The organism is Serratia sp. (in: enterobacteria), from assembly GCF_051654945.1.
GTDB lineage: Bacteria > Pseudomonadota > Gammaproteobacteria > Enterobacterales > Enterobacteriaceae > Chania.
The window spans coordinates 40,202-52,777 of record NZ_JBOFZA010000024.1 but is presented as its reverse complement, the minus strand read 5'-3'; the positions used below and the strand labels follow the sequence as shown (position 1 = coordinate 52,777).

The 12,576-nt window shown below is 54.4% G+C and carries 11 protein-coding genes; 4 read left to right on the top strand and 7 right to left on the bottom strand.

Annotated elements, in window-relative coordinates:
- Positions 1 to 163 precede the first annotated feature (163 nt).
- Together ACRDCA_RS01725 and ACRDCA_RS01720 are read right to left on the bottom strand one after the other, a co-directional pair.
- On the bottom strand, positions 164 to 1,450 hold the full coding sequence (locus tag ACRDCA_RS01725) for an alpha/beta fold hydrolase (protein ID WP_438688038.1): 1,287 nt from the start codon (positions 1,448 to 1,450) through the stop codon (positions 164 to 166).
- Between the two features lie 279 nt (positions 1,451 to 1,729).
- On the bottom strand, positions 1,730 to 2,809 hold the full coding sequence (locus ACRDCA_RS01720) for a linear amide C-N hydrolase (RefSeq protein ID WP_438688037.1): 1,080 nt from the start codon (positions 2,807 to 2,809) through the stop codon (positions 1,730 to 1,732).
- 209 nt (positions 2,810 to 3,018) lie between these two features.
- Here ACRDCA_RS01720 and truC point away from each other — a divergent pair, with 209 nt between their 5' ends.
- Entirely contained in the window at positions 3,019 to 3,777 is a 759-nt protein-coding gene (gene truC, locus ACRDCA_RS01715) for a tRNA pseudouridine(65) synthase TruC (protein ID WP_438688036.1), read from the top strand.
- 32 nt (positions 3,778 to 3,809) lie between these two features.
- Complete coding sequence (locus tag ACRDCA_RS01710) at positions 3,810 to 4,259, top strand: flavodoxin (RefSeq protein WP_438688035.1); 450 nt, start codon at positions 3,810 to 3,812, stop codon at positions 4,257 to 4,259.
- A 40-nt stretch (positions 4,260 to 4,299) separates the two neighbouring features.
- Here the strand turns inward: ACRDCA_RS01710 and ACRDCA_RS01705 are convergent, their stop codons facing one another.
- From ACRDCA_RS01705 to map, 5 genes are all read right to left on the bottom strand, one after another.
- Entirely contained in the window at positions 4,300 to 5,028 is a 729-nt protein-coding gene (locus ACRDCA_RS01705; RefSeq protein ID WP_438688034.1) for a 6-phosphogluconolactonase, read from the bottom strand.
- Positions 5,029 to 5,389: 361 nt separating this feature from the next.
- A complete protein-coding gene (locus ACRDCA_RS01700) occupies positions 5,390 to 5,779 on the bottom strand; it encodes a DUF3461 family protein (RefSeq protein WP_021179904.1) in 390 nt (129 codons plus the stop codon).
- A gap of 313 nt (positions 5,780 to 6,092) precedes the next feature.
- The gene (gene dapD, locus ACRDCA_RS01695; protein ID WP_422526682.1) at positions 6,093 to 6,917 is read right to left on the bottom strand and encodes a 2,3,4,5-tetrahydropyridine-2,6-dicarboxylate N-succinyltransferase; all 825 of its coding nucleotides are present in this window, start codon (positions 6,915 to 6,917) and stop codon (positions 6,093 to 6,095) included.
- A gap of 42 nt (positions 6,918 to 6,959) precedes the next feature.
- Complete coding sequence (gene glnD, locus ACRDCA_RS01690) at positions 6,960 to 9,638, bottom strand: bifunctional uridylyltransferase/uridylyl-removing protein GlnD (RefSeq protein ID WP_438688033.1); 2,679 nt, start codon at positions 9,636 to 9,638, stop codon at positions 6,960 to 6,962.
- Positions 9,639 to 9,698: 60 nt separating this feature from the next.
- Positions 9,699 to 10,493 (bottom strand): type I methionyl aminopeptidase, encoded by a 795-nt coding sequence (map, locus tag ACRDCA_RS01685; RefSeq protein WP_438688032.1) that lies wholly within the window; start codon positions 10,491 to 10,493, stop codon positions 9,699 to 9,701.
- Between the two features lie 361 nt (positions 10,494 to 10,854).
- Between map and rpsB the strand changes: the two genes are divergently transcribed.
- Both rpsB and tsf read left to right on the top strand, forming a co-directional pair.
- Positions 10,855 to 11,580: a 30S ribosomal protein S2 gene (rpsB, locus tag ACRDCA_RS01680; protein ID WP_021179908.1), complete on the top strand. Its 726-nt coding sequence runs from the start codon at positions 10,855 to 10,857 to the stop codon at positions 11,578 to 11,580.
- Between the two features lie 117 nt (positions 11,581 to 11,697).
- Positions 11,698 to 12,549, top strand: a complete 852-nt coding sequence (gene tsf, locus ACRDCA_RS01675) for a translation elongation factor Ts (RefSeq protein ID WP_438688031.1) — start codon at positions 11,698 to 11,700, stop codon at positions 12,547 to 12,549.
- Positions 12,550 to 12,576 lie beyond the last annotated feature (27 nt).

Here is a 12,576-nt window from a genome sequence, read left to right as displayed (position 1 = left end):
CCACAGGGAGAGGGGACCGATCGAGTGTGTTTGAAATGGCAGTGATCACCTTGGATTAGGAGGCCATTGGGTTCGTTAAGATGATCTCTTTACATCCAAAAGAGCAGGGGCTGTCAGCTCCCTCGCCCTGTGGGAGAGGGTTGGGGTGAGGGAGAAATAGCGCTTATCTAGGGTAAATCCCCGCTTCCTGCGCCATGGTTTGCAGATGGCCAAACACATTACCGACACGCAGGCCGTTATGCTCATACTCGTTGGTGATCCACGGCGTCAGATTACCGACCTGCTGCGCCGTCGCCAGTGAGAGCTGCAAATCAACATACATATCGCTGAAATAAATGGCGGCAAATACCGGCACCTGGTTGTCGAGCAGGCGATCGCTGTTATACAGCGGTGACCATACCCGGCGCTCGGCCAGCAGTTTCACCGGCTCATTGAAGGGGCGTAGGGCGGCGATATCGGTGAACATCCAGGGGTAAATCATCTCCCCGGTCAGGTAAAGCGGGCGGCGATCTCCGGCGAAAGCCTCAAAGCTGCCCCTTTGCCGCTCGGCAGCCCAGTTGGTGGCCTTATCCTGCGCGTAAATGCTTTCATGCAGCGCGGCAAACAGCGGATTCTCCGCGTAGCTGGTCAGCGTCATCACCTGTGACAGGAAGGTGTCGCTGAATTCGCCATCCGGGTTAAAGGCTTCATCAAACAGCCACAGCAGCCGCTCGTAGCCCTCACTCATGCCAAGATCGATCCCCAGGCTTTGCAGGCGGCGTACGGTCAGCCGATCGCCATCGGGCAGCAATACCTCTTCCTGCTCCAGTTTGTCGGCGATCTGGCCGATCAGCGGCTCCAGATGTGGGTAGCGCTGATAGAAGATGCGGTTTTTGGCGACTACCTGTGGATAGGTATGAGCATAGACCTCATCGGCATCGGGTTGCAGGCTGGACAGGCCGCCTGTCATAAAGCAGCAGTGCAGACCCTCTGGTGCCTGGGACAGATAGGTCAGCGTGATAAAGCCGCCGTAGCTTTGCCCCAGCGTGCTCCACGGGCGATCGCCAAAGCAGTTTTTACGCAGATATTCGGCATCGCTGACGATCGAGTCGGCGCGGAAGCAGGCCAGGTAGTCTGCCGCCTGGTGAGCGGTTAACCCGGCCAGACTTTTACCTTCAATGCGGGTGCTGCGCCCGGTGCCACGCTGATCGAGCAGGATCACCCGGTAACTTTTCAGGGCTTCGGCGATCCAGCTGCTACGCGCCGTAGGGCGTGGGCTTTTCCCTCCTGGGCCTCCTTGCAAAAACAGCAGGCAGGGCAGTTGTTCATCGCGGCGTAACGGGTCAACCAATTCACGGGCAAAGATTTCTATCGTGCGGGTATCCTGGTCATCGAACCAATTCAGCGGGACTTGAACCACATGTTCACGCACCCAGATGGCTGGCAACAAATATTCTCGTTCAACACTCATGTTTTTCTCTTCCTTTACAAGTGCGCTCTTTTTTCTAGCGGTTATTTTAATGTCAAAGAGGCTTTTATCGGGATCGTTTAAAGCGGCGCCGTTTTAGCGACAAGCAACCATGATCCTGAGTTTAGAGCGAGCATCAGCGTAACAGGAGAAAGGGACTTGGCAAATGCGTTGACGGCTAAAATTTAAGCCATGCAGATAAGAATATTTTTGGATAAGTAGGGTGAGCTGGTGAAAACAAAGCGCTGGTGGCAGGGAGCCACCAGCTTGCATCGATCGGGGTCAGCCGTTATCTGCTATGTCTGCGGCAAGGAACTGAAAGGGAGGGCTGATTTTAAACTCTGCGGAAACCTCGCCGTTAAAATCTGCCATTTCATCTTTACCCAAGGTCAGTTTTTTTACCGGTGCGCCAGCAGCAAAGTCCACCTGTTTCAGGTCAACCCAAAAAGTACTGCTGCCCAGTGCCGATTCAAAATAGTACAGCTTGTTTTTTTGATCGGCCAATGTACGCCAACGGGTGGACGAAATATTGGGTTCTTCAGGGGTGGTGATACCAAAGGGTACCGAAACGTTGCGCATAACGCTCAGCACGCTAGAGGCTGCCAGCCTGGCCTGATGATATTTCGGGATCGCGTTGATATAAAACTGGGCACGTACAAAACGGTCGGCAGCACGATTGGTGCCAGGCAGCATGACGTTACCCCCAATCCCTTGCCAGTACTTATTGATGGCCAATTGCTGATCGAAGGAAGGGGAATTGGTCAACACCTGATAATCGCGGCTGTGGTGAATCATCAACTTACCGTCAATGTATTCGAACATGGCGCTGTCCCCACTAGCATCGGACAGCGACAGATGCAGGGCGGCCATACGTTGCTGGCCAGGTACGTCACCGGTCACGACGATAAAGGGCTCACTTTCCAGCGCGTTAACCGCTTCTTGCACCGTAGCGAAATTATCCAGCACATACTGCGCCCATGCCGCCAACGATAAGGTTGGTTTCTGACCGCCGAATGCCGGGTATTGGGATTCAACCAACCATAACATGTTGGCTACCAGGCCTTTTTCGTTCATGCCATCGGTAGTGGCAATACCATAGGCGGAGGTCACGACGCTGCCGTATTTAGCTGTCCATTTTATCGAGTTGCTGCCAGCATTACCGTTACGCTGCATCCCTTGTGGGAAAAGCCACAGGTCAGAATGCAGATCTTCTTTCCAGTCCATCGTGCGGCCCGTGATCACCAGATTGTCTTCGCCGTGGTAGACCGCGCGGGTGCAGGCCATCGCCAACTGCGGTGAAAACACAGTGCCGAACATGGACAGTAAAAGAGGAACTATCGGGGTCGTTATCTTCCAATTCATTTTTATCTCACCTTGCTACTTTTTGTACAGTGTAGGCACTGCTGGCCTGTGGGGCAAAAGCGAGAGTGCCAAACAGGATTTTCGTTTCGTTATTATTTATGTTTGACGATAGAATCAATCAATTACCTATTTCCCAGGCCCTGGCAGGCAACAGTCTGCAGGGCGAATGAGATAAAATGCATAATTAATCAATGGAAAAAAATCACTCTATGAAGGTGCTGTATCAGGACGAACATCTGATCGCCATTAACAAGCCCTCTGGTTGGCTGGTGCATCGCAGTTGGCTGGATCGTCACGAGACCAGGTTTGTGATGCAAACCGTGCGTGACCAGATCGGCCAGCACGTATTTACCGTGCACCGCCTGGATCGACCAACTTCTGGCGTATTGCTGATGGCCCTGTCGAGCGAGGTGGCTCGTTTACTGTCGCAACAGTTCGAACTGCATCAGGTGCAGAAAACGTATCACGCGGTGGTGCGTGGCTATGTTTTAGAGGGCGGCACCGTTGATTATGCGCTGACGGAAGAGCTGGATAAGCTGGCGGACAAGCATGCCAATCCGGATAAAGCACCCAAACCGGCGGTGAGCCATTACCAGCCGCTGGCTACGGTAGAAATGCCGGTGGCGATTGGCCGTTATGACAGCTCACGTTATAGCCTGGTTGAGCTAAAGCCAGAAACCGGGCGTAAGCATCAGTTACGCCGCCATATGGTGCATCTGCGCCATCCGATTATTGGTGATACCGCGCATGGCGATCTGAAGCAAAATCGTGGGATGGCCGAACATTTTGGCTGTTCACGCTTGATGCTGCACGCCAGCCATCTACAGTTGAACCATCCCGTAAGCGGCGAGCCTCTGCGTATTTCTGCGCCTTGGGAAGCGGATTGGCAGGGCGTTATCTCACAATTTGGCTGGCAAGACGTATTGCCGGAACTTGAGTTTGTGCCAACTAACGGTCAGGATAGCTGATCATTTTTAAAGGTAATAAGGGAGCAGTCACGATGGCTCAGGTCGGCATTTTCGTAGGAACGGTCTACGGTAATTCTTTGTTGGTGGCGGAAGAAGCGGAAAATATCCTGCAAGAACAGGGTCATGAGGTCAAACTGTTTGAGGAGGGGACGCTGGCAGAGTGGCAGTTTTATCGCCAGCATTACGCGCTGGTTGTCACTTCCACCACCGGGCAAGGGGATTTGCCAGACAGCATTGCGCCGCTGTTCCAGGCGATCCGCGACCAGGTAGGCTATCAGCCGGAACTGCGCTATGGCCTGATTGCACTGGGCGATAGCAGCTATGACAACTTCTGCGGAGCCGGGCGCAGCTTTGATGCCTTGCTGCAAGAGCAGGGGGCGACACGCATCGGCGAAGTGTTAGAGATCGATGCGATTGAACAGCCCGAGCCTGAAGTGGTTTCCTGCCCGTGGGTAGAGCAGTGGGGCGCACTGCTGAAATAGTCTTTTGGTGCCCGAAGGCTATTTCAGGCACCCTTTTGCCTCAATCAACCGCCGTTAACCGGGATGCTGCCGCGAAGTCAGCCAGCAGGGTACATGCCGGGTGAAAACGCAGCAGGGAAGCCGGGACGTTTTCGGTTAGCGGCCCTTCCAGCGCCTGTTGCAGTATTCCGGCTTTGCTTTCCCCGCCGACTATCAGCAGAATATTTTTGGCCTGCATGATGCTCTTCAGCCCCAAAGAGAAGTACGCGTCGGGGATGAGTTCCGCACCGCCCACTTCATTGGCCAATACCGCCATCAACTCGGGGTTGGCTCGATCGACGGCGATCCGGCGTGCCTCGCTGTCAAATGCGCTACCCGGCAGGTTGGCGGCAAGATGCCCGTCACTGCCCAGCCCCAGGATCAGCAAATCAATCCCACCCTCTGCGGCGATCTGACGATCGGCCTGGCGATAGCTGTTGCCGTTCAGTGGATGAATACGTTCAGCGGGGACGCCTGCCGGTTGGAACAGGTGGCGTTGCAGATGGCGATAAATGGCCCCGGTCTCATTTTCATGAGGATGGAAAGGCACCTCATCCTGAGTGTAGTAATGCACATGTTGGTAGCTTGGGTTATCGCGCAACTGTGGGGTTAGCAACTGATATAAAGCTAACGGCGTTGAACCACCGGTGGGGGCAAAGTTGAAGCGCGTTTGCTGCTGCATGGCCTGCAAGACAAGCGTTGCGGCCTGCTGATTAAGCTGTGCCATATCGGGGAATAACTCTATCTTCATCAAAAGCTTCCTGAAGGTGATGTGGTGAACGCAAAGCAAAAAAAAACCTAATCCCTTAAGCACTCAAGGCCAAAGCCATCAAGCGTTAAAGAATTAGGTTTTGCCTGCCAGAGCAGTAACAATCCTAACGATTACCCGTTTACCCTATCACACGGAAAATCGGCAAAATGTGACCCCACTCACCGACAGGGAGAGGGGACCGAGCGTGCCACAATTTACCCCTGTACCTGCCTGCGACTCCGGACTCGCTCCCTCTCCCAATCTCTGTGTTTATGAGATCCCTGGACTCTACAGCGGGAGAGGGCAGGGGTGAGGGGGACCGAACGTCCTAAACTGACAAATATTAGGCCAATAGTGGCGGTTATTTACCGCGCGTCAGCTTCTCCAGATCGGATTCGATCTCGGCAATCTTGTTGGTGACCACGTTTTGCAGATGCTGCAGGTCATCAAGGATCTTGCGCTTCAAATCCACTTCCACCTGATCGCGCTGGCAGAGTTGATCCAGTTCGTCGATCACGTAGCGCAGGTTCGGGTTGATCTCATGGATCTCTTTGTAACCCTGGCCAGCATTGTCTGCCACGACGGTTTTGCGCTGGCGCGGATACTTGAATTTCACGCTCTTGGCAAAGAATTCGCCCTTGTCTTTACGGAAGTAAATCTTGAGGATGTCGTTATTGGCCTCCTGACGCAGGCTATAGCGATCGATATCTTCCGGTTGATTGATTCCCAAGCTTTTCAGGTTATCGTACATAATAAGCGCCACCTTTTAATCAACTAAGCCCGTCGTCTTTCAAGCTGCAGCGTTGTTACCTGCGCTTGGCCACCCCAGTCACTTACAATAGTAAGCTCCTGGAGATGGTCAAGCTTGTCGCCTAGCTGCAACTTGAAATCCATAGGGCTATATATTCCCCTGAGCGCGCAATTTGCAGCGTTGTACGCTGTAAACTGAAACGCATCAGGAATATTCCACTGCCAGAGAGTATGGCGAAAACGCCCGTCAGAGACTGTGACGGCCCGCGTATTGAAGGCAAAAAAATGGCGGGTGCAATACCCGCCGTTTAAGCTTAGTCGATGGTGCGCAATAACTCATTAATCCCGACTTTTCCGCGGGTTTTGGCGTCCACTTTTTTGACGATCACTGCGCAATACAGGCTGTAGGAACCGTCTTTGGAAGGCAGGTTGCCGGAAACCACCACGGAACCCGCAGGAACGCGGCCATAGTGCACTTCTCCGGTTTCACGATCGTAGATACGGGTGCTTTGGCCCAGATATACGCCCATGGAGATCACCGAGCCTTCTTCCACGATCACGCCTTCAACCACTTCGGAACGTGCGCCGATAAAGCAGTTGTCTTCGATGATGGTTGGGTTGGCCTGCAACGGTTCCAGCACGCCGCCGATGCCTACGCCGCCGGACAGGTGAACGTTTTTACCGATCTGCGCACAAGAGCCTACGGTGGCCCAGGTGTCGACCATGGTGCCTTCGTCTACATAGGCACCGATGTTGACGTAAGAAGGCATCAGCACGGTGTTACGTGCGATAAAGGCACCCTGGCGCACGGAAGCCGGTGGCACCACGCGGAAGCCTTCCTTCTGGAAGCGTGCTTCATCGTAGTCGGCGAATTTCATTGGTACTTTGTCGTAATAGCGGGTTTCTGCACCGTCCATTACCTTGTTGTCGTTGATACGGAAAGACAGCAGGACGGCCTTTTTCAGCCACTGATGGGTAACCCATTGTCCTTCGATCTTCTCGGCAACGCGCAGGGCGCCGCTGTCCAGCAGGGCGATCACCTGGTTTACCGCTTCACGCGTTACGGTGTCTACGTTGGCCGGAGTAATATCTGCACGGCGTTCGAAGGCGCTTTCAATAACGTTCTGTAGTTGCTGCATGCTGTTCTCTGTCCTGATTTTATTTACGAAAGGTTACTTTTATCACATTTTATCGGTTGGATTGAGTGCCTCTGTCAACCGTTGTTCTAATTTTCTGCGCGTTTCCGGCTCCAGAGCCCGGCGATCGGCGTCGGCCAAAATAAACAAATCCTCGACCCGTTCGCCGATGGTGGTGATGCGTGCGCCGTGTAGCGACAACCCCAAATCGGCGAAAACTTCGGCCACCCGGGCCAGCAGGCCGGGCTGATCGAGGGCAATCAGTTCCAGATAGCTGCGGCGATCGGTATGGGTTGGCAGGAAGTTGACCTCGGTCGGCACGCTGAAATGGCGCAGCTTGGACGACGGACGACGTACCCGTGGCGGTTGATAATCTCGTTGGGTTATCGCCTGTTCCAGCGCATGACGGATCGTCTCATGCCGATCTTGGGCCAGCGGGCTGCCATCCGGCTCCAGGACGATAAAGGTGTCCATCGCCATGCCGTCACGGTTGGTGAAGATCTGGGCGTCATGCACGCTGAGATTGCGCCGATCCATTTCACCGGCGACGGCGGCGAACAGGTAAGGGCGATCCGGGCTCCAGATAAAGATCTCGGTGCCGCCGCGCGTGGCCTGGTGGCTGACCAGTACCAGCGGCTTGGTCGAATCGTGGGCCAGCAGATGACGGGCATGCCAGGCCAGTTGATTCGGCGAGTGGCGCAGGAAATAGTCGGCGCGGCAGCGGCTCCAGATATGGTGCAGCGCCTCTTCATCGATATTATCCATGCGTAACAGCGCCAACGCCTGCAGGCGATGATGGCGTACCCGCTCGCGCAGATCAGGGCTGTTCTGCATGCCACGGCGCAGCTGCTTTTCGGTGGCGAAGTACAGCTCACGCAACAGGCTCTGTTTCCAGCTGTTCCACAAGGTTTCGTTAGTGGCACAGATATCGGCGACTGTCAGGCAAACCAGGTAGCGCAACCGGGTTTCGCTCTGTACTTCACTACTGAATTGCTGAATAACCGTCGGGTCCTGAATATCACGCCGCTGCGCGGTGACCGACATCAGCAGATGGCAGCGTACCAGCCAGGCAACCAGTTGAGCCTCACGCGAGTTCAGGCCATGCAATGCGGCAAACTCCAGCGCGTCTTGTGCGCCAAGGATGGAGTGATCGCCGCCACGCCCTTTGGCGATATCGTGGAACAGCGCCGCCAGCAGCAACAATTCGGGATGGGGCAGACGAGGATACAGCTCCACGCACAGTGGATGGCGTGGGCGGGTTTCCTCATCGGCGAAGCTTTCCAGCTTTTGCAGCACGCGCACGGTGTGCTCGTCGACGGTATAGGCGTGGAACAGGTCGAACTGCATCTGGCCGACGATGCTGCCCCACTGCGGCATATAGGCCCACAGCACGCTGTGGCGATGCATGGGTACCAACGCCCGTGCAACCGCGCCAGGATGTCGCAGAATGGCCATAAACAGCTCCCTGGCCTCCGGAATGGTGCAAAGCGGCTGTTTCAGATGGCGGCGCGCATGGCGCAGCTGACGCACGGTGGTGGAGTAGATGCCCTTGATATCCCGGTTGCGTACCATCAAGTAAAACATACGCATGATGGCTTCGGGCTGGCGGATAAACAGCGTTTCGTCGCGCAGATCGATCAGATCGCCACGTAGCTGGAAATCATCGTTCAGCGGGCGAGGTTTTTCAGTGGCGTCCAATGCCAGGATCGCCTCATCAAACAGCTGTAGCAGCATGTGGTTCAGTTCGCCGACGCGGCGCGTCATGCGGTAGAAATCCTTCATCATGCGTTCTACCGGCTCATTACCTTCGCCCTCATAACGTAGCAACTGGGCTACGCTGAGTTGGCGATCGAACAGCAGGCGGTTGTCATAGCGTGGCAGCGACAGGTGCAGAGCAAAACGAATGCGCCACAGGAAGCTTTGACACTCGTTTAATTCGTTGCGTTCGGCCTGGGTCAGGAAGCCAAAACCGACCATCTCATCAAGCGAGGTAGCGCCAAAATGGCGGCGGGCTACCCACAGTAACGTATGGATATCGCGCAGGCCGCCAGGGCTGCTTTTGATATCCGGTTCCAGATTGTAGCTGGTGCCGTGATAGCGCAGGTGGCGCTGCTGTTGCTCAATCAGCTTGGCGTCAAAGAACTTGGGCGAAGGCCAGAAACCGTCGCTGAAAATGTGTTTCTGCATTTGCAGGAACAGGGCGACGTCGCCGCAGATCATGCGGGACTCGATCAGGTTGGTAGCTATGGTCAAATCCGCCAGGCCTTCGAGCAGGCACTCTTCCAGCGTACGTACGCTGTGGCCGACTTCCAGCTTGAGATCCCACAGCAGGGTAATGAATTCGCCGACGCGAGCGGCCTGGGCATCGTCCAGGCGGGTCTGGCTGAGGACCAGCACGTCGATATCAGACAGCGGATGCAGTTCACCACGGCCATAGCCGCCAACGGCCAGCAGCGCCGTTGCGGGAATGGTTTCAAAGCCGTAAAACAGCCACAGCCGGCGCAATAGCCGATCGATAAATTTGCTGCGTGCCGCCACCAGGCTTTCGGCACTGGCACCGGCATTGAAGGCGGCGGCCAGCCACAGCTGAAACTGCTCGAGCCGCTGTTTAAGGGCTACACAGTTGATCTCTTCATCGGCATAGGTGCTGGGAGCCTCTGGCCGCTTGGGCACGGCCTGTGGCGGGATGACCGGGATCTCTAGCTCACGATAATTTTCAGACATGATTCGCAGCCCATAAAAAAAGCCGGCACAGGCCGGCTTGTCACAAGAACCCTGCGGTTCTTACATCTCGTGCGTAATGATGTTGGGGATGGTGTCATCCTTGCGCAACGTCATTATCTCGCAGCCGTTATCAGTCACCACAATAGTATGCTCATACTGTGCCGACAAGCTGCGATCTTTGGTTTTCACCGTCCAGCCGTCTTTCATGGTGCGGATGCGGAAATCACCGGCGTTAACCATAGGTTCAATGGTAAAGGCCATACCGGCTTGCAGCACCACGCCGCCGTCATCGGCATCGTAATGCAGCACCTGCGGCTCTTCGTGGAAGCCTTCGCCGATGCCGTGGCCGCAATACTCGCGCACTACGGAGAATTTCTCTGCTTCAACAAACTGTTGGATCGCTTTGCCCAAGGTGCGCAGGCGGATACCCGGCTTGACCATCTTCAGGGCCAGGTACAGGCTTTCCTGGGTGATGCGGCACAGGCGCTCGCCCAGAATGGTCGGTTTGCCGGCGATGAACATCTTGGAGGTATCGCCGTGGAAGCCGTCTTTGATGACCGTCACGTCGATATTGACGATATCGCCATCTTTCAGCACCTTGTCGTCACTTGGAATGCCGTGGCACACCACTTCATTTACCGAAATACAGACCGACTTCGGGAAGCCGTGATAGCCCAGGCAGGCCGAAATCGCCTGCTGTGCATTGGTGATGTGGTCGTGACAGATCCTGTCCAGCTCGCCGGTGGTGACGCCGGGTTTAACGTGGGGCTCGATGATTTCCAGCACTTCTGCGGCCAGGCGGCCCGCAACGCGCATCTTTTGAATGTCATCAGGTGTTTTAATTGAAATTGCCATGAAAGTTAGTCCGCAGGTGTCGTTATGGTCGACAAGGTAGAAAGATAAGGCATTGAGTTATGGTATCAGCCCGGCTGGAGGCTGCCAAATTTCATTTCGGAAGGGCGGGCGAAATGCAACAAAAGTTGGTGTCTGGGGCGGGTTTATGGTATAAAGCGCGCCGGCAGATCCGCACATTGAGTCACACAGTGGCCGTGAAGAACTGACCGAAGTAGTTTAACTGCACTCACATTGTGTAAATAACACACACGTATCGACACATCCGCCGGGGTGCCTTGAGATGACTCGCGTCATTGTCCGGGTCGGCGTTATGGGATACGTGGAGGCATAACCCCAATCAACTCTAATAGAGGTTTTAATCATGGCAACTGTTTCCATGCGCGACATGCTCCAGGCTGGTGTACACTTTGGTCACCAGACCCGTTACTGGAACCCGAAAATGAAGCCTTTCATCTTCGGCGCTCGTAACAAGGTTCACATCATCAACCTGGAAAAAACCGTACCAATGGCCAACCTGGCTTTGGCTGAACTGACCAAGATCTCTTCCCGTAAAGGTAAGATCCTGTTCGTTGGTACCAAGCGTGCTGCAAGCGAAGCGGTAAAAGAATATGCTAACGGCTGCGATCAGTTCTTCGTGAACCATCGCTGGTTGGGCGGCATGCTGACTAACTGGAAAACCGTTCGTCAGTCAATCAAACGTTTGAAAGATCTGGAAATCCAGTCCCAAGACGGCACCTTCGACAAGCTGACCAAGAAAGAAGCGCTGATGCGCACTCGTGAACTGGCCAAGCTGGAAAACTCCCTGGGTGGTATCAAGGACATGGGTGGTCTGCCAGACGCTCTGTTTGTTATCGATGCCGATCACGAACACATCGCGATCAAAGAAGCCAACAACCTGGGTATCCCGGTATTCTCTATCGTTGATACCAACTCCGATCCAGACGGCGTTGACTTCATCATCCCTGGTAACGACGACGCAATCCGTGCAATCAAATTGTACCTGACCGCCGTTTCTGCCGCCATCCGTGAAGGTCGTTCTCAAGATCTGGCCGTTCAGGCGGAAGAAAGCTTCGTAGAAGCTGAATAATAAGGTCAAGCCCTTATTAACCAGGTATTGAATATGTTGGTTAGGGGGGCCTTAAAGGGCCCCCTTTGCTTATCTGAATGAGAACTATCTCCGAGCGAGATAACCGAGGAAAAACAAATGGCTGATATTACCGCTGCCCTGGTAAAAGAACTGCGTGAGCGTACCAGCGCAGGTATGATGGATTGCAAAAAAGCACTGATCGAATCTAACGGTGACATCGAGCTGGCAATCGAAAACATGCGTAAATCTGGCGCGATCAAAGCGGCGAAAAAAGCAGGCAACGTAGCTGCTGACGGCGTGATCAAAACCAAGATCGTAGGCAACTACGGCATGATCCTGGAAGTTAACTGCCAGACCGACTTCGTCGCCAAAGACGGCGGTTTCCAAGCGTTTGCTGACAAAGTGCTGGATGCCGCTTTTGCTGGCAAAATCACTGACGTTGACGTGTTGAAAGCGCAGTTCGAAGAAGAGCGTGTTGCTCTGGTGGCAAAAATCGGTGAGAACATCAACATTCGCCGCATTGCTTCCCTGGAAGGCGACGTGTTGGGTAGCTACCTGCACGGTGCTCGCATCGGTGTTCTGGTTGCAGCTAAAGGCGCGGATGAAGAGCTGGTTAAGCAGCTGGCAATGCACGTTGCCGCTAGCAAGCCTGAGTTCGTCAAGCCTGAAGACGTGTCTGCTGAAGTGGTAGAAAAAGAGTACCAGGTTCAGTTGGACATCGCCATGCAGTCTGGCAAGCCGAAAGAAATCGCAGAGAAGATGGTTGAAGGCCGCATGAAGAAATTCACCGGCGAAGTCTCTCTGACCGGTCAGCCTTTCGTGATCGAACCAAGCAAGAGCGTGGCTCAGGTGCTGAAAGAGCACAACGCCGACGTGACCAATTTCATCCGCTTTGAAGTGGGTGAAGGCATCGAGAAAGTTGAAGCTGACTTTGCTGCTGAAGTTGCAGCAATGAGCAAACAGTCTTAATGCCTGTTAATGGAGCCGCCGCGAGGC